Annotated in this window: 23 protein-coding genes and 1 riboswitch; of the genes, 8 read left to right on the top strand and 15 right to left on the bottom strand. The window is 69.0% G+C overall.

Translation table 11 applies throughout. The features are described 5' to 3' along the window. Positions 1-37 precede the first annotated feature (37 nt). From GV007_RS04905 to GV007_RS04880, 6 genes are all read left to right on the top strand, one after another. Positions 38-379 carry a VOC family protein gene (locus tag GV007_RS04905; RefSeq protein ID WP_104242817.1) on the top strand — a complete coding sequence of 114 codons (342 nt, stop codon included), beginning with the start codon at positions 38-40 and terminating at the stop codon, positions 377-379. Positions 380-413: 34 nt separating this feature from the next. Next, a riboswitch (TPP riboswitch) is annotated at positions 414-497 on the top strand. Positions 498-539: 42 nt separating this feature from the next. Continuing rightward, the gene (locus tag GV007_RS04900; RefSeq protein ID WP_160071235.1) at positions 540-1,214 is read left to right on the top strand and encodes a YkoF family thiamine/hydroxymethylpyrimidine-binding protein; all 675 of its coding nucleotides are present in this window, start codon (positions 540-542) and stop codon (positions 1,212-1,214) included. Beyond that, the gene (locus tag GV007_RS04895; protein WP_160071234.1) at positions 1,211-1,801 is read left to right on the top strand and encodes an ECF transporter S component; all 591 of its coding nucleotides are present in this window, start codon (positions 1,211-1,213) and stop codon (positions 1,799-1,801) included. The genes GV007_RS04900 and GV007_RS04895 overlap by 4 nt, the downstream gene beginning before the upstream one ends. Continuing rightward, entirely contained in the window at positions 1,791-3,500 is a 1,710-nt protein-coding gene (locus GV007_RS04890; protein WP_160071233.1) for an ABC transporter ATP-binding protein, read from the top strand. The genes GV007_RS04895 and GV007_RS04890 overlap by 11 nt, the downstream gene beginning before the upstream one ends. Continuing rightward, complete coding sequence (locus GV007_RS04885; RefSeq protein WP_160071232.1) at positions 3,497-4,261, top strand: energy-coupling factor transporter transmembrane component T family protein; 765 nt, start codon at positions 3,497-3,499, stop codon at positions 4,259-4,261. The genes GV007_RS04890 and GV007_RS04885 overlap by 4 nt, the downstream gene beginning before the upstream one ends. Then, positions 4,254-5,660, top strand: coding sequence for an NtaA/DmoA family FMN-dependent monooxygenase (locus tag GV007_RS04880; RefSeq protein WP_236558336.1), 1,407 nt, complete (start codon positions 4,254-4,256; stop codon positions 5,658-5,660). The genes GV007_RS04885 and GV007_RS04880 overlap by 8 nt, the downstream gene beginning before the upstream one ends. On the opposite strand, the gene GV007_RS04875 is transcribed toward GV007_RS04880, so the two are convergent. The 14 genes from GV007_RS04875 to GV007_RS04810 form a co-directional block, all read right to left on the bottom strand. After that, positions 5,651-7,168 carry an aldehyde dehydrogenase family protein gene (locus tag GV007_RS04875; protein ID WP_160071231.1) on the bottom strand — a complete coding sequence of 506 codons (1,518 nt, stop codon included), beginning with the start codon at positions 7,166-7,168 and terminating at the stop codon, positions 5,651-5,653. The two genes, GV007_RS04880 and GV007_RS04875, sit on opposite strands and share 10 nt — an antisense overlap. A 13-nt stretch (positions 7,169-7,181) precedes the next feature. Beyond that, entirely contained in the window at positions 7,182-8,189 is a 1,008-nt protein-coding gene (locus tag GV007_RS04870; protein ID WP_160071230.1) for a proline racemase family protein, read from the bottom strand. 205 nt (positions 8,190-8,394) lie between these two features. Continuing rightward, a complete protein-coding gene (locus tag GV007_RS04865) occupies positions 8,395-9,336 on the bottom strand; it encodes a dihydrodipicolinate synthase family protein (protein ID WP_160071229.1) in 942 nt (313 codons plus the stop codon). Beyond that, entirely contained in the window at positions 9,333-10,784 is a 1,452-nt protein-coding gene (locus GV007_RS19385) for an FAD-dependent oxidoreductase (protein WP_160071228.1), read from the bottom strand. The genes GV007_RS04865 and GV007_RS19385 overlap by 4 nt, the downstream gene beginning before the upstream one ends. Continuing rightward, positions 10,781-11,041 (bottom strand): (2Fe-2S)-binding protein, encoded by a 261-nt coding sequence (locus GV007_RS04855; RefSeq protein ID WP_104242754.1) that lies wholly within the window; start codon positions 11,039-11,041, stop codon positions 10,781-10,783. The genes GV007_RS19385 and GV007_RS04855 overlap by 4 nt, the downstream gene beginning before the upstream one ends. Next, positions 11,038-12,222 carry an NAD(P)/FAD-dependent oxidoreductase gene (locus tag GV007_RS04850; protein WP_160071227.1) on the bottom strand — a complete coding sequence of 395 codons (1,185 nt, stop codon included), beginning with the start codon at positions 12,220-12,222 and terminating at the stop codon, positions 11,038-11,040. The genes GV007_RS04855 and GV007_RS04850 overlap by 4 nt, the downstream gene beginning before the upstream one ends. Positions 12,223-12,354: 132 nt before the next feature. Then, entirely contained in the window at positions 12,355-13,065 is a 711-nt protein-coding gene (locus GV007_RS04845; RefSeq protein WP_104242758.1) for an ABC transporter ATP-binding protein, read from the bottom strand. Next, complete coding sequence (locus tag GV007_RS04840; RefSeq protein WP_160071226.1) at positions 13,062-14,006, bottom strand: ABC transporter ATP-binding protein; 945 nt, start codon at positions 14,004-14,006, stop codon at positions 13,062-13,064. The genes GV007_RS04845 and GV007_RS04840 overlap by 4 nt, the downstream gene beginning before the upstream one ends. After that, positions 14,003-15,133 carry a branched-chain amino acid ABC transporter permease gene (locus GV007_RS04835; RefSeq protein WP_160071225.1) on the bottom strand — a complete coding sequence of 377 codons (1,131 nt, stop codon included), beginning with the start codon at positions 15,131-15,133 and terminating at the stop codon, positions 14,003-14,005. The genes GV007_RS04840 and GV007_RS04835 overlap by 4 nt, the downstream gene beginning before the upstream one ends. Positions 15,134-15,137: 4 nt before the next feature. Beyond that, complete coding sequence (locus tag GV007_RS04830; RefSeq protein WP_104242764.1) at positions 15,138-16,028, bottom strand: branched-chain amino acid ABC transporter permease; 891 nt, start codon at positions 16,026-16,028, stop codon at positions 15,138-15,140. A gap of 57 nt (positions 16,029-16,085) precedes the next feature. Then, positions 16,086-17,285, bottom strand: a complete 1,200-nt coding sequence (locus tag GV007_RS04825) for a branched-chain amino acid ABC transporter substrate-binding protein (RefSeq protein WP_104331878.1) — start codon at positions 17,283-17,285, stop codon at positions 16,086-16,088. Positions 17,286-17,435: 150 nt separating this feature from the next. Further along, a complete protein-coding gene (locus GV007_RS04820) occupies positions 17,436-18,110 on the bottom strand; it encodes a GntR family transcriptional regulator (protein WP_160071224.1) in 675 nt (224 codons plus the stop codon). 134 nt (positions 18,111-18,244) lie between these two features. After that, positions 18,245-18,787 carry an EVE domain-containing protein gene (locus GV007_RS04815; protein ID WP_160071223.1) on the bottom strand — a complete coding sequence of 181 codons (543 nt, stop codon included), beginning with the start codon at positions 18,785-18,787 and terminating at the stop codon, positions 18,245-18,247. A gap of 36 nt (positions 18,788-18,823) precedes the next feature. Then, positions 18,824-19,360, bottom strand: a complete 537-nt coding sequence (locus GV007_RS04810; protein ID WP_104331881.1) for a DUF4916 domain-containing protein — start codon at positions 19,358-19,360, stop codon at positions 18,824-18,826. 31 nt (positions 19,361-19,391) lie between these two features. On the opposite strand from GV007_RS04810, the gene GV007_RS04805 reads away from it, so the two are divergent. Then, entirely contained in the window at positions 19,392-20,090 is a 699-nt protein-coding gene (locus tag GV007_RS04805) for an alpha/beta hydrolase (protein WP_160071222.1), read from the top strand. 12 nt (positions 20,091-20,102) lie between these two features. On the opposite strand, the gene GV007_RS04800 is transcribed toward GV007_RS04805, so the two are convergent. Next, entirely contained in the window at positions 20,103-20,282 is a 180-nt protein-coding gene (locus tag GV007_RS04800; protein WP_068479399.1) for a PspC domain-containing protein, read from the bottom strand. 126 nt (positions 20,283-20,408) lie between these two features. On the opposite strand from GV007_RS04800, the gene GV007_RS04795 reads away from it, so the two are divergent. Next, a complete protein-coding gene (locus GV007_RS04795; RefSeq protein WP_160071221.1) occupies positions 20,409-25,304 on the top strand; it encodes a DNA glycosylase AlkZ-like family protein in 4,896 nt (1,631 codons plus the stop codon). The last annotated feature ends 44 nt before the right edge of the window (positions 25,305-25,348 follow it).

Here is a 25,348-nt window from a genome sequence, read left to right as displayed (position 1 = left end):
GGAGGCTCCTCGCACCAGAGGCGAGCATCATCGGGGCATGGCTATCAAGGGCGTACTTGCGCAGATCACCGTGTCCGACCTGGCTCAGGCTACGGAATATTACGGCAGGCTCTTCGGCCGTGGCCCCGACGAGAATCCGATGCCCGGACTTCTGGAGTGGCACTTCACAAGCGAAGCCGGCCTGCAGCTCTGGGCCGACTCGAGCCGCTCGGGCAGATCCACGGTGGTGTTCACCGAAGACGACCTCGCCGGTGTCGCCGAACGGCTCGACGCGGCCAGGATCGAGCACGGCGGAATCGAAGACGCCACTCACTTCCAGATCCTCCAGGTGCTCGACCCGGAAGGCAACCACGTGGTCTTCACGAGCGCAGGGAGCTAGGCGCGAACTGCGCCGGGGCTACAGTGTGGCCGTGCACGGGAGCCCGATGAGTCGGGCTGAGAGGGAGTACTCGAACTCCGACCGTTGAACCTGATCTGGGTAATGCCAGCGAAGGGAGTCAACCCACCCGTGCCGTCACGCTCCGACGGAAGGCACGCACATGGAAACCATCACCCAGGACCCGCTCGCATTCGGGGTGGGCGCACGAGTCACCGTCTCGGTCATGTCAGACCGATACGTCGACGTGATCCTCGCCGCACTCGACGCCGCGGACGCTTCCGGCCTCGTGCTCGAGACGGGCGACGTGAGCACCTACGCGGGCGGCGACGAGCAGTCACTGCTGCGCTGGCTCACCGACCTCTCGCAGCACATCGCGGCGACGGGACTGCACGCCTCCATCCAGGTGCTGCTGTCTCGCGGCTGCCCCGGCGAGGCCGTGTGCGATCTGCCGGGAGGCGCCGGCCCCAGGCAAGTGGATGCGCCCCGCGGCCGGAAGTCTGGCAGCTTCGCGAGTGCGGAGTGGGCGCTCTACCCCCTCGAGGATGCGGGCTCGGCGGAGCGGACGCCCGACCACATGCGCGAGATCTACGCGGCCATAGAGACGGCGAAGGCGAGCGGCACGTTCGTAGCCTCCGAGCACTTCGTGACGAAGCTCAGCGGCGACCTCGGGCGCGTGCTCGAGACGGTCGCGGTCGCCTGGGCGGGGGTCGGGGCGCACGTGCAGCATGTGACGAGCCACCTCACGATCTCGCTGAACAGCCCCAGCCACGCAGGCCGCCAGGCAGACACAGCAGTTGACTCGGCATTCGACGCAGCAGCCGAGGCCCGCGCATGAGCCTCAAGCTGCGAGACATCGTGCTCATGGTCGTGCTCGGCACGGTCTTCGGCTTCCTGTACTGGGCGCTCGTGCAGGCGTGGACTGCGCTCTCCATCGCGATGGGGCCGGCCGGCGACCTCGCCCAGCACTTCCTCTTCGGCGGCTGGCTGCTCGTCGCGCCCATCGCGATCGCCATCATCCGCCGGCCGTTCGTCGGTGTCATCGCGGAGGTGCTCGCCTCCGTCATCGAGGTCGTGTTCCTCGGCTCTGCCGTCGGCCCCCTGCTCTTCGTCGCCGCCGCCATCCAGGGCATCGGCAGCGAGCTGCCGTTCGCGCTCGGCCGGTACCGGAAGTACGGCTGGCTGCGGTACGCGATCTCCGGCGCGCTCGGCGCCGGCCTCGTGTTCTTCTACTCGGCGTTCCGCTCAGGCTGGTACGGCCAGGAGATCCTGTTCCTTCGCTTCGGCATCCAGGTCGCGTCCGGCATCATCCTCGGCGGTCTCCTCGCGAAGCTCATCGTCGATTCGCTCGTGCACACCGGCGTGCTCGACAACTTCGCGATCGTGCAGGACTCGAAGCCGCTTGCCGTGCGCCGTGCGGCCTGACAGCTCGAGCGTCGACATCTCGAGCGTGGACATCGAGGCGGTCGGCTTCGAGGCGATCCACTCCTCGGGAGACGGGCTCGGGCCAGTGGATCTGCGCGTGGCGCCCGGCGAGCACGTGCTCGTCATCGGGCCGTCGGGGGCGGGGAAGTCGACGCTGCTGCAGGCGCTCAGCGGGGTCATCCCCCACAGCGTCCCCGCACAGGTCAGCGGGCGCATCCGCATCTGCGGGGTGGATACGCAGGAGTCGGACGTGCCGCGCCTCTCCAGGCATCTCTCCGTCGTCGCGCAGAACCCGAGCTCATCGGTGTGCCTCCCCGACGTCGCCGACGAGATCGCGTTCCCGCTCGAGAACCACGCCTGGGCTCCCGAGGCGATGGGGCCAGCGGTTGACGCGGCCCTCCACCTCGTCGGCGCAGGGACGCTCGCCGACCGTCGCACGGCGACGCTCTCGGGTGGCGAGACCCAGCGCGTGGCCATCGCCGCGGCCATCGTCACGGAGCCCCGTGTCCTGGTGCTCGACGAGCCCACATCGATGCTCGACCCTGCGGGAATCGCGTCGGTCCGACAGGCGGTCGACGCGGCCTCTGCACGAGCATCCACGATCGTGCTCGTCGAGCACCGACTGGACGAGTACGCGGGAGCGCGCGGCATCGCGGGCCTCCCGGGACGAACGGTCGTGGTCGCGCGCGGTGGTGTCATCGCACACGACGGCCCGACGGCGCGCGTGCTGGTCGAGCACGCAGCGGAGCTGCAGGAGGCCGGGTGCTGGCTGCCGCTCGACGCGGAACTCGCCGCACTCACCGGCCTCGAGGGCGGACTCGCGAACGACGAGGTCGCGGACCGTGTCGCCGCGCTCGGGGCGCGCGCCGCAACTGGCGCAGCCGCAGCGGCGCCCTCGACGCCGACCCGCGAGGCGGAGGTCCTCAGCGTCGATAGCCTCGACGTCGTCGCTGGCGGGGCCCCGAAGCGCCCTCGCGCGAAGAACGCCGTAGAGGCGGTCCTCCGAGGCATGAGCTTCAAGCTCAGAGCGGGTGAGGTCGTGGCGCTCCTCGGCCGCAACGGATGCGGGAAGTCGAGCCTGCTGCGAACGCTCGCGGGTCTCGCGCGGGCGGGCTCGGGGCAGGTGCACGGCCCCCGCCCCGGCCTCATCTTCCAGAACCCGGAGCACCAGTTCTCCCAGCCGACAGTGCGGCGCGAGATCGAGCACGGCCTCGGAGCGGATGACGCGGAGCGCATCGCCGAGCTGGTCACCCGCTTCGACCTCTCGGCACAACTCGACCACAGCCCATTCCGCCTCTCGGGCGGGCAGCAGCGGCGGGTGAGCATCGCCGCCATGCTCGCCCACGACCGGCCGTTCCTCCTCGCCGACGAGCCCAGCTTCGGCCTCGACCGCCGTTCGAGCATTGCCGCGATGCACGCCCTGGAGCGCACCGCGCGCAGCGGCTGCGGCGTGCTCTTCTCCAGCCACGAGCTGCGTGCCGTCTGCACGTACGCCGACCGCGTGCTGGTCCTCGCCGAAGGCGGTCTCCTCGCCGAAGTGACGCCGTTCGAGCTCCTCGAGGACGAGAGCCTCCTCGCCGCAGCGGGCCTCGAGCGAACGCCGCTGCTGAGCTGGCTCCAGGCGCGGCGCTTCCCCGCCGAGCGGGCACGCGCGATCCTGCGCGAGCTCGACGGCGCCGCGACACGGGTCGCGGCATGAGTCCCGCACTCGAGCGCCGCAACCCCACCGTCAAGCTCGTGGTGCTGTTCGCCTGCTCGCTCGCGACGCTGTTCATCCTGAACCCGCTGACCCTTGGCGTGCTGACCGTGCTCGCGATCATCGCCACGCTGACGACGACGAGGCTCACCCCGGGAAGACTGCTCGCCGCATCCGTCCCCTTCGTGGCGTTCGGGATCGGCCTGGTCATGGTCAACGCGCTCAGCCGCCCAGGGAGCGAGATCCTCGAAGGTCTGCCGGTTCGGGTGACCAGCGAGGGCCTCGCCATCGGGTTCGCGCTGGCCCTGCGAACGACGGTCATCGGCATGCTGTCGATCGCGTTCATCGCCAGCACTCCGCCCCGTGACCTCATGACGAGCCTCACGCAGCACGCGCGGCTCAGCCCTCGCTTCGCATACGCCCTGCTCGCCGGATTCCGCCTCCTGCAGCTGCTGCCGAGCGAGTGGCAGAGCATCCGCGCAGCGCAGGCCGTCCGGGCGCCGCTCGGACGAGACGGCACGCCGCGCACCGGTGTCACCGCGTTCGGCACGGCCGCGTTCTCGCTGCTCGTCGTCTCCATCCGCTCCGGTGAGCGCATCGCCCAAGCCCTCGAGTCGCGAGGCCTCGGAGCGGGTCCACGCACCGTCTGGCGGCCGGTCGCGCTCGACACCCGCGACGCAGCACTCGCCATCGTCGTGCTCTGCGCGTTCGCACTTGCGGCCATGCTCGGCATCGCCGCAGGAACGGGGCTGTCGCTTGTCTGAGAACAGCACGCGTCAGCTCACGCTCGTCGGAATGGTCAACCCGCCGACGCAGCGGTACGCCGCCGCTTGGCGCCACCCGCACTCGAACCGCGACTGGCTGCACGCCAGCTCGTACATCGATATCGCGCGACTCCTCGAAGGCGGCGGCTTCGACCTGATGTTCCTGCCAGACGCGCTCGCGATCCCGGAAGACGCGCTCGGCGACGTGGCGACGACCCTCGCCAGCGGCGGCAAGGGAGCCGTGACGCTCGACCCCATCACAGTGCTGAGCGCCGTCATCGGGGCGACGCGCAGCATCGGACTCGGGGCGACCGTGTCGACCTCGTTCCTGCCGCCGTACGCCATAGCGCGGACGCTCTCGAGCCTCGACCACCTCTCTGCGGGGCGCGTGGCCTGGAACATCGTGACCTCGACGACGGATGCCGAGGCTCGCAACCTCGGCCTCGACCGCATCCCCCCGAAAGAGGAGCGCTACGACCGCGCCGACCGCGTCGTGGCGCAGGTGCTCGAGCTCATGGGCACCTGGGGTCCTGCTGCGCTGGTGCAGGACGCCCAGAACGGCGTGTTCGCCGACCCGAGCCTCGTCTCGCGCACTCCGGCGCCCCGCGAACGTGCGGCGGCACCCGGCCCGCTGAGCCTCCCGAGAAGCCCCCAGGGGCATCCGGTGCTCATGCAGGCGGGCGCCTCCCCGCGCGGCATGCAGTTCGCCGCGAGGTGGGCGGAGCTGGTCTTCGTCGCGGCCGACGGCATCGACGGCAACCGCGCGGTGCGCACCGAGCTTCGCGAGCGGGCCAGACTCGCGGGACGCGACCCGAACGAGATTCGCGTGTGCGCAGCGATCCAGCCGATCGCTGGATCGACGCGCATCGATGCAGTGGGCGTCCGCGACTCACTGCTCGCGCACATCGACGAGGCCTCGGCCGTGCGCTCGCTCGTGCGGCTCATGCACGCGGACGCCACGACACTGCGACTCGACGAGGACGCGGAAGGCTTCCTCGCCGCGCACCGGGGCGCGACGGGAAGCGACGGCTTCGAGGACATGCTCGCGGCAGTGTCCGCCAGGGAGGGGCTCACCGTCCGCGACCTCGCCCTGCGCCAGTCGTTCGACCAGCTCACGCCCTCCCCGCTCGGCAGCGGCGCCGACATCGCCGACGAGCTGTGCGAGTGGCAGGATGCGGGGGCGGCTGACGGCTTCGTCGTGACCCCGGCCCTTCTCCCCGGCTCGCTCGAGGACTTCGTCGAGCACGTGGTTCCCGAGCTGCGCAGGCGCGGCCGCATCAGCGAACCTGCCGATCAAGCTCCTGGTCAGGATCCCGGTCGGCCCGGCGACGAAGCGCCCTTGGCGCCGACGCTGCGTTCGCGCCTGGCCGCCAAGGACGCCCTGAGAGCTCAGTCCTGAGCACCCCAGCTGGCCGACTGACCCGCGGCGGCCCGCTGCTGCGGCACACCCCACGGGTTCGCGTCCTGCAGTGGCTCCGGGAGTGCCTCCTGCGGCGCACCCTGGTAGGCGACACCGCGCAGGAAGCGGGAGATGGATGCGGTGCCGACCGACGTGGAGGTGTCGTTCGACGTCGCCGGGTACGGCCCGCCGTGCTGCATGGCGGGCGTGACGGCGACGCCGGTCGGCCAGCCGCCGAAGAGCACTCGACCCGTCTTCCTCGCGAGCCCCGCGACGAGCGCAGAGAGCGCGGGCGACTGCTCACCGTCGGCGGCGTGCACCGTGCCCGTGAGGTTGCCGACGTACAGCTCGTCGAGGCTCGGCGCAAGCGACGTCTCGTCCTCGTACTCGACGATGACCGAGAACGGCCCGAAGACCTCGTCGAGCAGCGTCTCGTCGCCCGCCGCGAGCTTGCTCGCCGGCACGGCCACGATCGTCGGCGTCGCCCACACGTTGCCATCGTCATCGCTGCGCACAGCGCCTTCGGCGACGACCCGTACACCGTCCGCGTCGAGCACGGCCGCCCGACGTTCGAGGTACGCGCGGCCGATGCTCGGGTTGAGGAGCCGGTGCTCCGGAGCCTGCTCGGCCGCCTGCGAGACGCGCAGCTGCAGCTCGGCGGCCGCATCCGTCGCGGGAACCCAGAGGAAGCCGGGCTTCGTGCACAGCTGACCTGCCGAACCGGCGACCGATGCCGCGTAGCCTGCAGCGATCTCCTCGCCGCGCTCCGCGAGCGCAGCCCCCGTCACGAAGACGGGGTTGACGCTGCCGAGCTCGCCGTAGAACTGGATGGGGCGGGGGCGGGCCGCGGCCTTGTCGGCGAGCAGACGTCCCACGCGGATCGACCCGGTGAAGGTCCCGACGTCGACGCGGTTGTCCTCGAGCACGGTGACCCCGGCCTGCTGGCCGATAACAAGCGCGAAGACGCCATCGGGGGCGCCGGACTCGCGGAGGGCGCCCTCGACGACGCGGGCCGTCGCCACGGACAGCTCCGGGTGCCCCGAGTGGCCCTTCACGATGAGCGCGCATCCCGCCGCGAGCGCGGCGGCGGAGTCGCCACCGGCCACGGAGAAGGCGAAGGGGAAGTTCGACGCGGAGAAGTTGACGGCGACTCCCACCGGCACGAGCATCCGGCGCACGTCGGGCCGCGGGCCGAGCACGAAGTCCGGGTCGGCCTCGTCGAGTCGGACGTCGAGGTACGAGCCGTCGCGGATGACGTCGGCAAAGAGGCGGATCTGCACGGTCGTGCGCTTCAGCTCGCCCGTGAGGCGGGCCTGGGCGAGGCCGGTCTCCCGCATGCCGACGGGGATGAGCTCCCCCGCCGCGGCGTCGAGCGCGTCGGCGACCGCGATGAGGGCGGTGGCGCGCTGAGTCGGTGGGGTCGCCGCCCAGAGAGGGGCGGCCACGGCGGCTGCCGCGAGGATCTGCTCGAGCTCGACGTCGCTGGTATGCGGGGTGGGTGTGCTCATCGATGAGTCCAATCTAGAATTCGAATCCTGCCGGGAAGGGGTCTGTCGGGTCGAGCATGTACTGGCCCATGCCGGTGATCCACGCGCGGCCGGTGATGGTCGGGATCACGGCCGACCTGTCACCGACCTGGACCTCGTCGATGAGCTGGCCGGTGAAGCTCGTGCCGATGAACGACTCGTTGACGAAGTCGGTGTGCAGCGGCAACTCGCCTCTGGCGTGCAGCTCGGCCATGCGCGCGGAGGTGCCGGTGCCGCAGGGTGAGCGGTCGAACCATCCAGGGTAGATCGCCATCGCGTGGCGCGAGTGGGCGGCGGTGGAGCCGGGCGCGATGAACTCGACGTGGTGCACGTGGTCGACACCCTCGATGGTCGGATGCTTGGGCGCGTCGTGGGTGTTGATGGCGTCCATGATTGCGAGACCGGCACGCATGATGTCGTCTTTGCGGGCCCGATCGAAGGGCAGATCGACGTCGTCGAGGTCGACCATGGCGTAGTAGTTGCCGCCGAACGCGAGCGAGTAGCGGAGCGCGTCGATGCCGAGTTCCGGCACCGGGACGACGGCGTCGAGGCGTTCACAGAAGCTGGGCACATTCTCGATGGTAACGCTAACAGCGCGTCCTTCGCTCACTTCGACGCGAGCGATCACGAGACCCGCCGGAGTATCGAGCCGGATGACGGTCTCCGGCTCGTGGACCTCCACCATGCCCGTCTCGACCAGCACCGTCGCCGTGCCGATCGTCCCGTGACCGCACATGGGCAGCAGTCCGGAGACCTCGATGTACAGGACGCCGAAGTCGGCATCCGGGCGCGTGGACGGCTGGAGGATGCTGCCGCTCATCGCCGAGTGCCCGCGCGGCTCCCGCATCAGGAACGTCCGCAGGTCGTCGCGATGCTCCTGCACGTACAGCCGCTTCTCGTTCATCGTGGCACCGGGGATGACCCCGATCCCACCCGTGACGACCCTCGTCGGCATGCCCTCAGTGTGGGAATCGACGGCGGAGATGACTCGTGATGCTCGCATGCGAAAAAACCTCGTGATCGGAAGTGAGGGGCCGCCCAGGGCGGGGGGACGCCCCGGGCGGCCGGCCCAGCGAGATGAGGGGGGATCGCCCCGCGGGCCAGACGCAACCAGCGCTATTGCCGGATTGCGTCGCATTGGTGCGGGAAGAGCCCCGCAAGCAGACGGCAGAGGGGCCAGGAAAGCGACCCCCGTGTCTGCTGCGACCCTACTTGAGGGTGGCGAGCGCGTCGAGGGCGCGCTGCGTGTCGGCACGCACGCGCGCCTCCATCTCCGGCGTCAGCGCAGCGCGCGGCGGGCGGCACGGCCCGCCGTTGCGGCCCACCATGTCCATGCCGAGCTTGATGGCCTGCACGAACTCCACGCGGGAGTCCCAGCGGAACGCAGCGATGAGGCTCTTGTAGATCTCACGTGCCTCGACGTAGCGGCCCGCGGCCATGTGGTCGTAGATCGCCACGGCCTCCGCGGGGAAGACGTTCGGGTAGCCGGCGAACCAGCCGGTTGCACCGTCGATCATGAGCTCGAAGAGCACGTCGTCGCTGCCCGCGATGACGTCGATCGTCGACCCGGCCGCCTCGCAGGCCTCCTGGATCTCGAATGCGCGCCGGACGTCGCCGGAGAACTCCTTGACGGCGACGATGCCGTCGATCTTCGCGATCTCCGCGACGAGCTCCGGGCGGAGGTCGACCTTCGTGTCCAGCGGGTTGTTGTAGATCATGACGGGCAGCCCCACTTCGGCGACCTTCGCGAAGTGCTCGATGACATCCGCATCCGCAGACCGGTACATGGTGGGCGGAAGGCAGAGCACGCCATGGGCGCCGTCTTCCTTGGCGAGCTGCGCCCAGTGCTGCGCCTGGTGCCACCCTGGGCCGTGCACGCCCGCGACGACGATCCCGCGGTCACCCACAGCCTCGACGGCGACCTGCACGACCTTGCGGCGCTCCTCGTCGGTGAGGGACGAGTACTCGCCGAGCGAGCCGTTGGGGCCGACGCCACGGCAGCCGTTCTCGATGAGCCAATTGCAGTGCTCGGCGTACGCCTCGTAGTCGACGGCCAGGCCGGCGGGAGCAGAGGCGTCCTCCTTGTAGGGAAGGGCCGTCGCGACGACGACTCCGCCGAGGTCGAGGTGGGTTGAGGCTGCTTCGGTCATGGGTGTTGCCTTCCTGTCAGGGGATGCTGTTCTTCTGAGGTTCCTGCCAGCTCAGCGAGCCGGATGGGGGTCTGGATGGGCCGACGGTCGACGATGCCCTCGTCGAGGCCACGCCCGAGCACCGTCTCGATGAGCTCCTCAGCGCTGCGGCCGCAGATGCGGGCCTGGCAGATGCCGAGACCGGCTCGAGTGGAGAGCTTCTGGGAGCGCAGGCTGTGCGAGCGCGTGGCGGCGGCCTTCCGCCTCAGCTGGCCGGCGGTCACCTCTTCGCAGCGGCACACGATGGTGTCGTCGCGCAGCCACGCCTGCCAGCCCGGCCGCACGCCGTGCGCCGCCTCGATGCGCGCCGCGAACGAACCGAAGATCGCGCGCTTGCGCTGGGCCGTGCTGATCTGAGGGTCGCTGGACGCACCACCCGCTGCGCAGTGCCCGGCGACGCGCCCCTCGGCGAGGGAGAGGTCGACGCCGCCGATGCCCGTCACCTCGCCCGCCGCGTAGACGTCGGAGGTGCTCGTGGCGCAGGACTCGTCGATGACCACGAACCGGCTGTCGTCGAGCGCACAGCCGGCCGCGATCGCCACCTCGAGCCGAGGCGTGAAGCCGTGCGTCACGCAGACGGCGTCGCACGCGACCTCTCGTTCACTGCCGGCGATGGGCCGCCACTGAGCGTCGACGCTCATGATCGTGACGCGCTCGACGCGCCCCTCCCCGTGCGCCTCGACGACCGCTTCGCCGACTCGATACGGGATCCGGTGCCGCAGCTGACCGGCGACGTAGCCGAAGAGCTCCTGCACCTTGCCGGGGGCACCCGCGAGCTGCCACGGCTTGGGCAGCCAGCCCGAGGCGAGACGTGGGATGCGGTTGGCCTCGACGACCTCCACGACCTTGGAGCCGACCTGGGCGAGTGAGGCCGCGACGGGAAGAAGGAACGGACCCGCGCCGGCGACCACGACAGTGTCGCCGACCGCGATGCGCTCGCTCTTCGCGAAGGCCTGAGCAGCACCCCCGGTGTAGACGCCGGGGAGGTCCCAGCCGGGAAACGGGAGGGTGCGGTCGTGAGCACCTGTCGCGACGACAACCGCGTCGGGCTCGAGGGTCGAGCGAACGCGGTCGGCTGCGTCGGACGTGCCGGTGAGCAGCTCCAGCGCGGGCAGCCCGACGGCCCACACGCTCGTCTCGCTGAGCAGGGTGATCCGGGCGTGCGAGCGGACACGTCGGTCGAGGTCCAGGAACGTCGACCAGCCGTGGTGCATCGCGGCCTGCCCCTCACCGTCGCGCTCCTTCGGCAGGTGACGCCAGTACTGGCCGCCGAGCTCTAGACTCGACTCGATGAGCGTCACGCGGGCCCCGGCTTCCGCGGCGGCCAGCGCGGCCGCAAGACCTGCGGGACCACCGCCGACGACGGCGACATGGCGCGGCGTCGACTGCTCGGTCTGCGTCGAGCTCATTGTGAGCTCACCTCATCCCCCTCGCACGCACGCCTCTGGCACGCTCGAACATCCGGCACGCCGTCCACCGTGACAAGGCAGTCAAAGCACACGCCGATGCCGCAGAACAGGCCGCGCGGCTTTCCCGCGACGGCGGTCTCACGCCAGGAGACTCGACCGGAGCCGAGCAGGACGCCCGCGATGCTCTGCCCCTCGAGGCCTTCCACGGTCTCACCGTCGACGGTGATGCGCACAGGCTTGTCGGCGCGCTCGCTCATGCGACCGCCCCCAGCTCTGAGGCGAGCGTCGCGCGGGTGGGCGAGAACAGGGCTGCATCGATCTGCGTCGATCTGCCGTCCATGAGGTCCCCGATCAGCGATGCCGTGGGCAGGGAGAGGCCGATGCCGGCACCCTCGTGGCCGGTGGCATGCCAGAGGCCCGGCAGGCGCACATCCTGGCCGATGAGCGGCAGGTGGTCTGGCATGAAGGGGCGGAAGCCCGAGTAGCTGCGGATGACGGCCGTCTGGGCCAAGAAGGGGAAGATCGAGATCGCCTTCACCGCGAGCTGCCCGAGCACGTTCGCGCGGAACGCGTCGTCGAAGCCGACCTGCTCGCGACTCGAGCCGATGAGCACCGTGCCCCCGGGAGTCGATTCGACGACACTCGAGGTCATGAGGCCCGCGTCGCCAGACCCGACGGCACCGACGTAGTCCGCGTCGTACACCTTGTGAAACACGCGCTGGGGCATCTTCGCCGTAACGAGGACGACTCCGCGGCGCGGACGAACGGGGAGGGGTACGCCGAGCGTCGCGGAGACCTCGCCGGACCACGGGCCGGCGGCGACGACGATCTCGGCGCCGCGCACGTCACCTGCCGAGGTGCGGACACCGACGATGCGGCCGCTCTCGCGGATCGCGCCGACCACGTCGTGATGCTCGAGGATGCTCGCCCCTCGTGCCCTGGCGAGGGCGACGAGTGCTTCGTTCGCGATGGTCGGCTGCACCTGGCTGTCGCCCGGGTACCAGACGGCTGCGGTCATCCGCTCGGTGATCCACGGCTCGAGCTCTCGAGCCTCGGCGTGCGTGACGGGCTCAGCCGAGACCTGCGCGTCGCGCTGCGTGGACGCGAAGTCCAGGAGGGCGGCCGCTCCCCCGTCGGTCGTCGCGACGACGAGGCCGCCTTTGGCCTCGAACTCGATGTCGGGGAAGTCGTGGCCGAGCTCGTCGCGGAAGGTTCCGGCGAGCGACGACCAGGCTGCGTTGGCGAGCTTCGAGAGCTCGAGCTCGGCGCCTGGCCCCTTGTCCGAGACGAGCAGGTTGCCTTCGCAGTGGGCGCTTGTGCCGCTCGCGACGCGACCGCGTTCGACGAGCGCGACTCGCCGACCACGGCCGGCGAGCTCGGCAGCACAGGCCGCTCCGATGATGCCACCGCCGATGATCACGACGTCGTACCTGCCCATCTCACACCTCCTGTCAGTAATATGTCACACACCATCCAGTGGTGCAAGCCTGGCCCGCCCCACAATCGGGACGGGCCAGCGAAGCGTCCATCCGCGACCGGCCAGCAGAGCCGACCAGCCCCGCGAGCGCGTTCAGCCCAGGTACGCCTCGATGACCGCCTTGTCCTTCGCCAAGTCGGCAGCGAGGCCCGAGAGCGTCACGCGGCCATGCTCGATGACATAGGCACGATGCGCCACCTTGAGCGCAGCACGGGCGTTCTGCTCGACGAGCAGCACCGTCGCACCACGCTCATTGATGCGCCCGATGAGCTCCATGACCTGCTTCACGACCAGCGGAGCGAGCCCCATCGACGGCTCGTCGAGCAGCATCAGCTTCGGGCCGCCGACATACGCTCGCGCGATCGCCACCATCTGCTGCTCACCGCCCGACAGGGTGCCTCCCTGCTGAGCGCGTCGCTCGAGGAGACGCGGCATGAGCTCGTAGCACTCCTCGACACGCTCAGCCACGACCTTCTGGTCCTTCACCTGGTAGCCACCGAGCAGGAGGTTCTCGTGCACCGACATCGTCGAAAAGATGCGCCTGCCCTCAGGCACGTGGATGAGCCCGTCGCGCACGAGGTCCCACGGCTTCGCATTCGAGATGTCCTTGCCGCGCCACATGATCGTTCCGCGCTTCGCTCTGGCCAACCCAGAGAGCATCGTGAGCGTGCTCGTCTTGCCCGCGCCGTTGTTGCCGAGCAGAGAGACGACCTCGCCCTCGTTGACCTCGATCGACAGACCACGAAGCGCTTGCACGCGCCCGTAGAAGAGATCCACATCCTTGATCTCGAGCTCGACGCTCATGATCGGTCCCCCTCGTCCACTCGCTCATTCTCGGGCCCGCCATCTGGCTCGCCCTCGTGCTGGTCCTCGGGATCCTCGACGCCGAGGTACGCCTCGATGACCCGAGGGTCGTTCTTGACATCCGCGGGCAGACCGTCGGCGATCTCTCGGCCGAAGTTGAGCACGATCACGCGCTCCGAGATCTCCATCACGAGACCCATGTCGTGCTCGATGAGCACGATTCCGACGCCGAGATCCCTGATCTTTCGAATCAGGGCGATGAGCTCCTGCTTCTCGTTGTGGTTGAGGCCAGCAGCAGGCTCATCGAGTAGCAGCAGCTTGGGCTGCGTGGCGAGTGCCCGCGCGATCTCCACTCGGCGCTGCTCGCCATACGGCAGCTGCGACGCGAGCAGCTCGTCATCGAGCGAGTAGCCGACGAAGTCGAGCCAGCCGCGCGCATCCTCGAGCGCCTTGGCCTCGACCTTCTTGTAGCCGAACGTGTGCAGCATCGTCTGGAACACGTTCTGACGGATGCGCGCGTGCATCGCCGTCTTCACGTTGTCGATGACCGACATGTCCCGGAACATGCGGACGTTCTGGAAGGTCCGGCTCAGCCCGAGGCGCGTGATCGTCGACGGCTGCTTTCGCATGATGCTCTCGCCGTCGAAAGTGATCGAGCCCGATGTCGGCCGATAGAAGCCGGTGATGCAGTTGAACGCACTCGTCTTGCCCGCCCCGTTCGGCCCGATCACCGAGATGATCTCACCCGCGTACGCATCGAACGACGTTCCGTCGACCGCCTTCACGCCGCCGAACTGCAGCCGCAGATCACGGACCGAGAGCAATGGCTCCCCTTGATGCGCCCGCCTGAACTCCTCGGCGACCGCGGTCACCGACTCCGTCTTCGGCACGTCGATGGGCGCCGTGCCGTACACGTCACCCGTGCCTGAAACCTGGCTCATGCCTGCTCCTTCGAGAGGTCGATGTTGGCGTCGGGCGCCTCATGGGCCGAGAAGCCGTCCTTCGGAGACGGCGCCTCGCCCTTGGCTCGCGACTTGAGGAACGGCAGGATCGCCGTCGCCGGCCAGATGCCCTGCGGCCGGAAGATCATCATGATCACCAGCAGCACGCCGAACACCAGGAAGCGCCAGTCGGAGAACTCGCGCAGGATCTCGGGCAGCAGCGACACGAGCAGCGCGCCGACGATGACACCCGGGATGGAGCCCATGCCGCCGAGCACGACCGCCATGAGCAGCAGGGCCGAGTTGAGGAACACGAACGAGGTCGGACTGATCGCCGTCTGGTGCGCTGCCATCAGCACACCCGCGAGTCCGCCGAAGACGGCGCCGAGCACGTACGCGCCGAGCTTCGTGGTGTACGTGTTGACACCCATGGCCTCGGCCGCATCCTCGTCATCCTTGATGGCGCGCCAGGCGCGACCCATCTTGCCCTTGCCCAGCCTCGAGGCGGCGATAATCGCGGCACCACCGGCGATGATGACGCAGAGGAAGTACAGCAGGATCTTGCCGTTGAACTCGATGCCGCCGATCGTGAGACCATCCGCGAACGACCAGCCGAAGAACTCGAACGTGTCGATGCCGGAGATGCCGGACGGGCCACCCGTGACCTCGAGATTGTTGGCGGTGAGACGGATGATCTCACCGAACCCGAGGGTCACGATCGCGAGATAGTCGCTGCGCAGTCGCAGCGTCGGCCCGCCGATGATGAGCCCGGCGAGGATGCACGCGACGATCACGAACGGGACCGTCGCGATGAGGGGCATGTCGAGCAGCGTGTTCAGGACGCCGGCCGTATACGCACCGACGGCGAAGAAGGCGTAGTAGCCGAGGTCGAGGAGACCGGCGTAGCCGACGACGATGTTGAGGCCCATCGCGAGCATGATGTAGATCATCGCGGACGTGCCGATGGAGATGACGTACGGCGTCGCGTTGATGAAGGGCAGCAGGAACGCGAAGAGGAACAGCACGGGGCCGACCAGGTTCATGAACGTCTTCGGGTTCAGGATGCCCTTGCGTGGCGTGGGCCGCTCGACGGTGGGCGCAGGCGCCTGGAGTCTGATGTCGGTCATGGGATCACATCCGTTCCACGACGCGTGCACCGAGGATGCCGGTCGGTCTGAAGGACAGGAAGAGGATCAGGCACGCGAACGAGAAGACGTCACGCCACTCCCCGCCGAGCCAATGGGTGCCGAACGCCTCGAGCAGACCGAGCACGAGGCCGCCGAGCATGGCGCCGTAGAGGCTGCCGATGCCGCCGATGACGGCCGCCGTGAACGCCTTCAACCCGATGACGAAGCCAGCGAGGAAGTCGATGGTGCCGTAGTAGGCGCCAGCCATGACGCCAGCCGCGCCCGCGAGGGCCGAGCCGATGAAGAAGGTGCGCGAGATGACCTTGTTGACGTTGACGCCCATGAGCTGCGCTGCCGTGGGGTCGAGCGCGATGGCCCGCATGGCGCGGCCGTCACGGGAGCGCATGATGTAGGTGTTGAGCGCGAACATGAGCGCCGCCGCGACGAGCATCATGACGATCTGCGGCATCGTGATGCGGCCGCCGAGCAGGTCGAGCGTCTCGCCTTCGAGACGCGTCGGGTAGACCTTGGGGTCCGGGCCGAAGATCTGGCGCACTCCGTACTCGAGGATGAACGACATGCCGACCGCGGTGATCAGCACCGCGAGCCTGGGGCTCGAACGCAGCGGACGGTAGGCGACCCGCTCGATGGTCACGCCGAGGATGCCCGTGAAGATCATCGCGAGGAGCATGACCAGCAGGATCGACAGGATGCCGCCGCCCGCGAGGCCTGAGAACGCCGAGAAGATGGTGAGGCCGGCGAACGCGCCGACCATGTAGACGTCGCCGTGCGCGAAGTTGAGCAGCTTGATGATGCCGTACACCATGCTGTAGCCGAGTGCGACGAGCGCGTAGAAGGATCCGACGAAGAGCCCGTCGATGATGAGTTGAATCACAGTGGTTCCTGACTGCAGAAGCGGGCGGGGAGTTCCCTCCCCGCCCGCCGTGGCTGACTAGCTCTTCAGGTCATCCTCGAGGATGAAGGTGCCGTCGGGTCCGACGGTGACGATGGCGAAGCCGCCCTCGCTGAGCGTTCCCTCATCCGTGAAGGTGAGGGGGCCGGAGAAGATGTCGAAGCCGTCCAGGGCACCGAGCGCCTCGATGACCGCGGGGCCCTCGGTGGTGCCGGCGTCCTCGATCGCCTGGGAGACGACGCGGACGGCGTCGTAGCTCTGCGTCGAGTAGGGTCCGGGCGCTGCGCCGAACTTCTCGGTGTAGGCGTCGATCCACTCGGTTGCGCCCTCGAGCATGTCGGGGGTCTGCGTGAACGTGCCGAGCACACCCTCGGAGGAGCTGCCGGCGATCTCAGCGAACTTCGCGTCGACCGAGCCGTCCGCGACCATGATCTTGCCCGTGTAGCCGGCCGATCGCAGCTGCTGGGTGATCAGGCCACCCTCCTGGTAGTAGCCGGTCCAATACATCATGTCGGGGTTCGCCGAGACGACCTTGTTGACGTTGGCCGCGTAGTCGGACTCGCCGGCGTTCACCGACTCCTCGAGCACGACCTCGATGCCGAGCTCCTTCGCCTGCTCGGAGGCGGACTTCGCGAGGTCCGTCGAGTAGTCCGTGTTGTCGTCGACGAGTGCCAGCGTCTTCACGCCCTGCTTCTCGGCGTACTTCAGCATCGCCTGAGCCTGCTGCGTTCCCGTGCCGTTGATGAGGAACACGTTGTCGAGGCCGGCTGCGACGAGCTGGTTCGAGTTGGCGGCCGGGATGACCATGGGAATCTCTGCCGTGTTGAAGATCGGCAGCGTCGGAAGCGTGGCGCCTGAGCAGTAGCCGCCGACCGAGGCGACGACACCGTCGGTGACGAGCTTGTTCGCGGCGGCGGTCGCACTTGTCGCGTCGCACGCGTCGTCGGCGGTGACCAGCTCCAGCTGACGGCCGAGAACTCCGCCGGCTTCGTTGAGCTCGTCGACGGCCATCTGGGCGCCGTTCTCCATGTACGGGCCGAAGGCAGATTCCGAACCAGAGAAGGGTGCCGCGAGTCCCAGCTTGATGGGTCCGTCCTCGGACGCGGCGTCTCCGCCTCCGGCGACGCCCCCGGAGCATCCGGTGAGGGCGAGTGCGGCCGTGGCGAGCAGGGCTCCGGGGAGGAGCACCCTCTTCCAGATGCCAGCACCCCGAGGGCTGGTGGAACGACGTGCAGTCATGGTGAGTTCCTTCCGAACAGACGTCAGAATCGCCGGACCATCTCCGGTGATGGGATGTCACACATTACTGTTCGGTAGAAGTCCGCAGAAGGCCCTTCCACAGCCTTGAAACAGAGTTGTTACAAAGTGTTTCACTGTGTGGAGGGTTTGTTAAGCCTCTTCGGGTAGTCCTGCCCACCAGCCCACGACGTGGCCGATGTGCCGGTGCATGAGCTCTGCAGCCTCATCTGCCTTGCCCGCCTCGAGCAGCACCAGCAGATCCGCGTGCTCACGAGACGACGCCGTGAGCTCCTCCGAACCGAGCATCTCGGTCAGGCCCGTGAGTCTCGTCTGCCTACGCAGCGCCGTCACGATGGACACGAGACGCTCATTGCCGGACAGCCCGAGGAGCTTCGCGTGAAACTCGATGTCGACCGCCAGGTACAGGGGAAGATCCCCCGCCGCGGACGCCGCGTCGATCTGGGTCGCGAGCTCGCGCAGCTCGGCGCGAGGGGCCTCCGGGAACTCGACGGCGAGCTCGCGCACGATCGGCACCTCGAGCATCTGCCGCACCTCGACGATCTGTCGCAGCTCCTCGACGGAGACGTGCGTCACCCGGAACCCCTTGTTGCGAACCGGCTCCACGAACCCCAACTTCTCGAGGTTCAGCATCGCCTCCCGCACAGGAGTCGCCGAAACCTCGAAGCGAGCCGCGAGCGCTGGAACGGAGACGAGCTCACCCGCCGCAAGCCCTCCCGAGACGATCGCAGCGGCGACGGAATCCTCGATAGTGGCACGCAGGTTCGACTGCTGCGCCGCTGGCTTGAAGTCCAACGCGTCGATCATGGGCACTCCGCTCGTAAGGCTCGCTCTGGTCGGGAAGCGTAAGCACACCTCAGGGGTGTTCATTACTTCCACTCAATAATGTGTCACATGCGTCAACAAAGCACGGTCTTCAGCAAACATCTGGCCGCGGACGCTCAGAAGCGAATCGCGTACGGATCCTCGCCTGGGTCCCGATCGCGCTGACCCCCAGACGGTTCCGACTGCGCGAGACCGGTCTCGCGGATGAGCCCCATCCCGAGCGCGCTCGGCTCCGGAGACGGCCGCCTGACCGCGTCCTCGAAGATCTCGAAGTCCCGACGAGACAGCTCGAGCCAGCCGGCGCGCAGCCGCTCCCCCCAGTACTTGTCGTTCCGCGTCAGATCCAGCAGATCACGCAATGGCCGAATGAGTGCAGGACGCGCCTCGCGCATCCACTGCACCTCCCTGCGCCACGGCGACGCCCCCCTCCCGCCAGCACGATACGGCTCGTCGTCGAGCACGTAACCCGCCTGCACGACGCTGCGAAGCGGCTCCCCATCCGGATTCACCTCGCGCGGACAGTAGAGAGCAACACCATCGGACACGCGCATCTGCTCGACCCCCTCGAGCGCACCCCACGGCGCCTGCACGAAACCGCCCTCCACCATCGCGAGGGCGCGATCGAAGGGCTGCACGACAAGCCAGTAGCGGATAGCCACGGTCAGATGGTCGAAGGACTGGAGGCTCTGGGGCCCCTACGGCCAGAGGCCGAGGTGGCCGATCGCCGTGCGAAGCACCTGGCCGCGGCCACCCTCGAGCTCCTCGAGGAGGTCGGGGTCGAGTGCCTGCTGCGGAGTCAGCCACGTGATCTCGAGCGCGTCCTGACGAGGGTTGCATTCCCCGGCGACCGGAACGATGAACTCGAGCGCCACGGCATGCTGGCGCGAGTCGAACAGCCCAGAACCGGGCATCGGCGAGAACTCTGCCACCGTGAACGGGGCGAGCGCCTGCGGCAGAGCCGGGAACGCCATCGTGCCGAGATCCTTCTCCAAGTGCCGAAGGAGGGCGCCCCGAATCGACTCCCCGTACTGCACGCGCCCGGAAACGAACGAGCGCGTCATGACGCCCTGGTTGTCGGCCCGAAGCAGCACCCCGAGGTGCTCGACCTTGCCCGAGGCGTCGACACGCACCGGGATGGCCTCGACATACAGCATCGGCACGCGACGCCGCACGAGCGCGAGCTCGTCGTCGTTCATCCAGCCGGACTCAGGATCAGGAGTGCGCACCGTCATGACCCCATTGTGGACCATGTATGTTTCCCGGGTGAGCACAGCATCCACAGGTATCGATCCCACGACGCTCCTCTGGCGGGGCGGCGACACCGAGACGGCGGCCACGAGCACGCTCCCGCTCGTCGTCGGACTTCACGGCTACGGCGCAGACGGAACGGACATCCTCAGCCTCACGGGGCAGCTGCCCCAGGGGGTCAGGTACGTCTCCGTGCCGGCACCGCACCCGCAGCCGGAAGGCGGCCGCGAGTGGTTCCCCCTGCGTTTCGCAGACCCGGCGACGGGTGAGGTCGCGGTCGACGCCGACGCCCAGATCACTCTCGAGCAGGGCGCGAACGACGCCGCGGCGGCCGTCATCTCACTCCTGGACACGCTCGGCGTCCTCGACTCGGGTGCGCCACTCGCGCTGCTCGGCTACTCGCAGGGCGGCATCGTCGCCATGCAGGCGCTCCGCCAGCGTCCCGCAGCATTCCGGGGAGCCCTGCTGCTCTCGGGCCTCGTCGCCGTGGGCACCGTGCCAGGAGACGCCGAGCTCGCGGAGTCCCGGCCGCCCGTCTTCTGGGGTCGGGGTGACGCCGACACGGTCATCCCCTCGCTCGCTGTCGAGCACACGGCAGCATGGCTAGAGGCCCACTCCGACGCAGAGGTCTACGTCGAGGCGGGCCTCGGTCACGCGGTCTCCGAGAGGGAGCTCGTGAGCATGGCGAGCTTCCTCGAGCGCACGCTCGGGTAGCTCACCGCTGCTCTAGTCGTTCGGGATGAGCAGCCAGAGTGCCAGGTAGATGATGACCTGGGGGCCGGGGATGAGGACCGACAGGACGGTCAGCAGGCGGACGACAAACGGCGACCAGCCGAATCGCTGCGCGATTCCCGCGCAGACTCCGGCGATGACGCGGCCGCTACGGGGGCGGACAAGACGCTTCATGTGAGATCACTCCTTCAGAACGTGGTGCATCCAGCTTCGCGCATACCGGCTGAACGATCGTCCCCCGGGAGGTTGATCCGGTCCTCCTGGAGGCTGATGTCGGTGGTGTGTGGTTCTGTTGTCGTCATGCCTGAAACGACCGCGCTCGACGCGTTCTCCCCCGCGACACGGGAGTGGTTCCGCGGCGCATTCGTGAGCCCGACCGCGGTCCAGGAAGCGTCCTGGCGCGAGATCGCCGACGGGCACCACACCCTGGTCGTGGCACCGACCGGCTCGGGCAAGACACTGAGCGCGTTCCTGTGGGCGATCGATCAGCTCGCGGCCGAGCGCGGCGCACAGAGCGAGGAAGCGAAGGCCGAGCGGCGCACACGCGTCGTCTACCTGTCCCCCCTGAAGGCGCTCGGCGTCGACGTCGAGCGCAACCTGCACTCGCCGCTCGTCGGGATCACCCAGACCGCAAGGCGGCTCGGCTCGGTGGCACCGGACATCCGTGTCGGAGTGCGCTCAGGAGACACGAGCCCAACCGAGCGCAGACAGCAGCTCCGCAATCCTCCCGACATCCTCATCACGACGCCCGAGTCGCTCTATCTCATGCTCACGTCTCAAGCGCGGAAGACGCTCACCGGTGTGACAACCGTCATCATCGACGAGGTGCACGCCGTCGCCTCGAGCAAGCGCGGCGCGCACATGGCCCTCACGCTGGAGCGCCTCGACGCGCTCCTCGACAAGCCGGCGCAGCGCATCGGCCTGTCCGCGACGGTGCGGCCCCTCGACGAGATGTCCCGCTTCCTGGCCGGAAACGCACCGGTCAAGGTCGTCGCCCCGCCGAGCACGAAGACGTTCAAGCTCGAGGTGCGAGTTCCAGTCGAAGACCTCAGCGACATCGGCATGACCCGAGCCGGGGCCGCGACTCCGACCTCCGCCGACGCATCCGGAGCCATCGCAGATGCAAACCCGTTCGCGGACTTCGAGGCGGGGGCCGCCGCCGGCTCACTGCGCGACCCCGCAGCCGACGCAGAGGCGTCCGGCTCGGTGTGGCCGCACATCGAGGAGGCCATCGCCGACCTCGTCGAGTCGCACCGCTCCACGATCGTGTTCGTCAACTCGAGGCGCCTTGCCGAACGGCTCACGGCCCGACTCAACGAGATCGCCGACGAGCGAGCGTCGGCCGATGCCCCGTCGGTCGAAACGGCGGAAGCACCAGACCCCTACAGTGCGGCAGCACCTGGCGTGCGCTGGTCCTCCGGCGACCACAGCGCCAGCCCGAAGGCCGCGCCGAAGCGACCGCCCGCCGCGTCCATGGGGCAGGCGGGCCAGTCCTCCGGTGCCCCGCTCTCCTTCGCACGCGCCCACCACGGCTCCGTCTCGAAGGAGTCTCGCGCCGAGGTCGAGAACGCACTCAAGAGCGGCACCCTCCGCTGCGTCGTCGCCACCTCCAGCTTGGAACTCGGCATCGACATGGGAGACGTCGACCTCGTCGTCCAGGTCGAGTCGCCTCCCTCGGTCGCAAGCGGACTCCAGCGCGTGGGTCGAGCCGGACACCAGGTCGGCGAGACCTCCGAGGGCACGATCTTCCCCAAGCACCGCGCCGATGTCCTGCACTCCTCCGTGCTCGCATCGCGCATGGTCACCGGGCAGATCGAGCGCATGCGGGTGCTCGCCAATCCCCTCGACGTGCTCGCCCAGCAGACGATCGCCGCAGCGGCGATCGAAGACCTCGACGTCGAGGAGTGGTTCGACCTGGTGCGGCGCTCGGCACCATTCGCGTCCCTGTCACGCCCCCTCTTCGAGGCGACCCTCGACCTGCTGTCCGGCAAGTACCCATCCGACCAGTTCTCCGAGCTGCGGCCACGCCTCGTCTGGGACCGCGACCAAGGCACCCTCACTGGCAGACCCGGTGCGGCGAGGCTCGCCGTCACCTCCGGAGGGACCATCCCCGACCGGGGCCTCTTCGGGGTCTTCCTCGCCGGTTCTGAAGACGCCGACGCGCAGCGAGGGCCGCGCCGCGTCGGCGAACTCGACGAGGAGATGGTCTACGAATCGCGCGTCGGCGACATCTTCGCGCTCGGGGCGACCAGCTGGCGCATCGCCGAGATCACCTTTGACCGAGTGCTCGTGACCCCGGCATACGGCCAGCCGGGACGACTGCCGTTCTGGGTCGGCGACGCGCTCGGGCGACCCTCCGAGCTCGGCCAGGCCATCGGCGCCATCACCAGGGAGATCGCCGCCAAGGGGCAGGTACCAGAGGCACTCGCCGCCCTCATGGACGACAACGCCGTGCAGAACGCCGTCGCCTACGTGCGCGAGCAGCAAGACGCCACCGGCCAGGTACCAAGCGACCACACGCTCATCGTCGAGCGCACGCGAGACGAACTCGGCGACTGGCGCATCATCCTGCACTCTCCGTACGGCTCTCCCGTGCACTCGCCGTGGGGCCTCATCGTGGCGGCGCGCATCCGCGACCGCTACGGCCTCGACGGCGGAGTCGTCGCAAGCGACGACGGCATCATCGTCCGCATTCCGGAGGGCGACGCCGAACCGCCCGGGGCAGAGCTGTTCGCCCTGGAGGCCGACGAGATCGAGCAGATCGTGGCTCGCGAGGTGGGCGGCTCGGCCTTGTTCGCGTCGCGCTTCCGCGAGGCAGCGGCCCGTGCGCTGCTCCTGCCGCGCCTCAACCCCGGCAAGCGCTCGCCGCTCTGGCAGCAACGGCAGAAAGCTGCCCAGCTGCTCGACGTCGCCAAGCAGTATCCGACCTTCCCGATCATTCTGGAGGCCGTGCGCGAAGTCCTGCACGACGTCTACGACCTCGACGCGCTCGTCGACCTCGCGAAGCGCGTCGCGGGCCGCGAGGTACGCCTCGTCGATGTGACCACCGAGCAGGCATCGCCATTCGCGCGGACGCTGCTCTTCGGCTACGTCGGCGCGTTCATGTACGAAGGCGACAGTCCGCTCGCCGAACGCCGAGCGGCCGCACTTGCGCTCGATACGAGCCTGCTGGCCGACCTCCTCGGCAGGGTGGAGCTGCGGGAGCTGCTCGACGCGAAGGTCATCTCGAGACTCGAAGCCGAGCTGCAGCGCACGGCCCCCGACCGTCTCGCGCGGGACGCCGAAGGGGTGGCCGACCTCCTGCGCGTGCTCGGCCCGCTCAGCGTCGACGAGATCGCGGACCGCCTGCGCGGCGAAGATGCCGGCACCGCTGGCGACGTTCCTGGCGACGGCGACGAGCACGAGCACGTGCACGTGCCCACGGCCACCGTCGCCGTCGCTGAAGAACACGTCTCGGCTCTCGTGACAGCGAAGCGCGCGCTGCGGGTTCGTATCGCGGGGGTCGACCGCATCGCCGCGATCGAGGATGCCAGCCGCTTGCGTGATGCCCTCGGCGTCGCGCTCCCCATCGGCGTCCCTGTCGCGTTCATCGACCCGGTAGACGACCCGGTCGGTGACCTCGTCTCCCGCTACGCTCGCTCGCACGGCCCCTTCTCCGTCACCGAGGTCGCCGAGCGCTACGGCACGGGCCAGGCGGTCGTGCGCGAGGCGCTCACGAGACTCGAGCTCGCCCGTCGTGTGGTGGAGGGCGAGTTCCGACCAGACCGCGAAGGCTCGGAGTGGGTCGACGAGACCGTGCTCAAGCGCCTCCGCTCCCGTTCCCTCGCCGCGCTCCGCAGCGAGATAGAGCCCGTCGACCATTCCGCGTTCGCCCGGTTCCTGCCGGCCTGGCAGCACGTCGGCGGCGAGCTGCGCGGAATCGACGGCCTGATCACCGTCATCGATCAGCTCGCGGGCGTGCCCGTCCCCGCCTCGGCACTCGAGAGCCTCATCCTCCCCGCCAGGGTGCGCGACTACCACCCGAGCATGCTCGATGAGCTCACCACAGCGGGCGAGGTCCTCTGGCGCGGGCATGGCGCGATCGGTTCGAGTGACGGCTGGATCAGCCTGCACCTCGCCGATACGGCGCACCTCACACTCCCCGACCAGCCAGAGGGCGAACCGGATGCGCGCGGCAGGCACATCCTCGACGCCCTTGCCGGGTCCGGGCCGGGCTTCTTCCCTCAGCTGTCGCGGCACGTGCGGCTCATGCTCGAACCCGAGTCGACCAGCGACCGCGAACTCTCCGACGCCCTCTGGGCGCTCGTCTGGCAGGGACGCGTGACCAACGACACCCTCTCTCCGCTCCGAGCGCTGATCTCCGGCGGTCCCGGCTCGGCAAGCACCTCAGCGCATCGGGCTCCCAGCCGAGCCGCACGCGGCAGGCTCTACCGTGGCCGCGTCGCCATGGCGCCGAGCGACTCCGCCGGAAGCCCAGCCGCTTCCGCCTTCGCCTCCCAGCGGCCCGCGCCATCGCAGCCCCACACGAGCGGCCGCTGGACCCTCGGCCTGCAAGGCGTGAGCGACGCCACCGAGCGTGGCCTCGCCATCGGTGACCTGCTGCTCGACCGCTACGGCATCGTGACCCGCGGCAGCGTCATGGCGGAGGAGGTGCTCGGCGGGTTCGCGCTCGTCTACCGAGTCCTCGCCCGCTTCGAGGAGTCGGGGAAGGCCAGACGCGGCTACTTCATCGAGAAGCTCGGCGCCGCCCAGTTCTCGACCGTCGGCGCCGTCGACCGCCTGCGCGGGTTCACGCAGGAGCTCGATGCCGAGAAGCAGTTCGAGACGCTCACGCTCGCCGCGACCGACCCCGCCAATCCCTACGGGGCGGCGCTCGCGTGGCCGAGCGACGAAGACTCGCAGACCAAGCATCGGCCCGGCAGGAAGGCTGGCGGGCTCGTGACGATGGTCGACGGTGCCCTCGCGCTCTACGTCGAACGCGGCGGCAAGACGCTCCTCACCTTCACCGACTCCGACGACGTCCTGCGGGCTGCAGCGAGGTCCCTTGCCGACACGGTCCGGCGGGCGCGCATCCCGAACCTCGTGATCGAACGGGTCGACGGCACGTTCGTGCTCGAGACACCCCTCGCGAGCATGCTGCAGGAGGGCGGGTTCTCGCTCACCACCCGCGGCCTGCGCATGCGGCCTGGCCAGTGAGCCACGCCACGACGTGCATCAGGACCCAGACCAGACCAGACCAG

The sequence above is a fragment of the Pseudoclavibacter sp. 8L genome (assembly GCF_902506465.1).
Taxonomy (GTDB): domain Bacteria; phylum Actinomycetota; class Actinomycetes; order Actinomycetales; family Microbacteriaceae; genus Pseudoclavibacter.
The sequence above is the reverse complement of the archived record's forward strand: the minus strand, read 5'-3'. Positions and strand labels throughout refer to the sequence as shown.

Excerpts from the sequence above, each read along its gene's own strand:
- GV007_RS04905 (WP_104242817.1), top strand. The coding sequence starts at position 38 with ATGGCTATCAAGGGCGTACTTGCGCAGATCACCGTGTCCGACCTGGCT.
- GV007_RS04900 (WP_160071235.1), top strand. The coding sequence starts at position 540 with ATGGAAACCATCACCCAGGACCCGCTCGCATTCGGGGTGGGCGCACGA.
- GV007_RS04895 (WP_160071234.1), top strand. The coding sequence starts at position 1,211 with ATGAGCCTCAAGCTGCGAGACATCGTGCTCATGGTCGTGCTCGGCACG.
- GV007_RS04885 (WP_160071232.1), top strand. The coding sequence starts at position 3,497 with ATGAGTCCCGCACTCGAGCGCCGCAACCCCACCGTCAAGCTCGTGGTG.
- GV007_RS04875 (WP_160071231.1), bottom strand. The coding sequence starts at position 7,168 with ATGAGCACACCCACCCCGCATACCAGCGACGTCGAGCTCGAGCAGATC.
- GV007_RS04870 (WP_160071230.1), bottom strand. The coding sequence starts at position 8,189 with ATGCGAGCATCACGAGTCATCTCCGCCGTCGATTCCCACACTGAGGGC.
- GV007_RS04865 (WP_160071229.1), bottom strand. The coding sequence starts at position 9,336 with ATGACCGAAGCAGCCTCAACCCACCTCGACCTCGGCGGAGTCGTCGTC.
- GV007_RS19385 (WP_160071228.1), bottom strand. The coding sequence starts at position 10,784 with ATGAGCTCGACGCAGACCGAGCAGTCGACGCCGCGCCATGTCGCCGTC.
- GV007_RS04855 (WP_104242754.1), bottom strand. The coding sequence starts at position 11,041 with ATGAGCGAGCGCGCCGACAAGCCTGTGCGCATCACCGTCGACGGTGAG.
- GV007_RS04850 (WP_160071227.1), bottom strand. The coding sequence starts at position 12,222 with ATGGGCAGGTACGACGTCGTGATCATCGGCGGTGGCATCATCGGAGCG.
- GV007_RS04845 (WP_104242758.1), bottom strand. The coding sequence starts at position 13,065 with ATGAGCGTCGAGCTCGAGATCAAGGATGTGGATCTCTTCTACGGGCGC.
- GV007_RS04840 (WP_160071226.1), bottom strand. The coding sequence starts at position 14,006 with ATGAGCCAGGTTTCAGGCACGGGTGACGTGTACGGCACGGCGCCCATC.
- GV007_RS04835 (WP_160071225.1), bottom strand. The coding sequence starts at position 15,133 with ATGACCGACATCAGACTCCAGGCGCCTGCGCCCACCGTCGAGCGGCCC.
- GV007_RS04825 (WP_104331878.1), bottom strand. The coding sequence starts at position 17,285 with ATGACTGCACGTCGTTCCACCAGCCCTCGGGGTGCTGGCATCTGGAAG.
- GV007_RS04820 (WP_160071224.1), bottom strand. The coding sequence starts at position 18,110 with ATGATCGACGCGTTGGACTTCAAGCCAGCGGCGCAGCAGTCGAACCTG.
- GV007_RS04810 (WP_104331881.1), bottom strand. The coding sequence starts at position 19,360 with ATGACGGTGCGCACTCCTGATCCTGAGTCCGGCTGGATGAACGACGAC.
- GV007_RS04800 (WP_068479399.1), bottom strand. The coding sequence starts at position 20,282 with ATGAAGCGTCTTGTCCGCCCCCGTAGCGGCCGCGTCATCGCCGGAGTC.
- GV007_RS04795 (WP_160071221.1), top strand. The coding sequence starts at position 20,409 with ATGCCTGAAACGACCGCGCTCGACGCGTTCTCCCCCGCGACACGGGAG.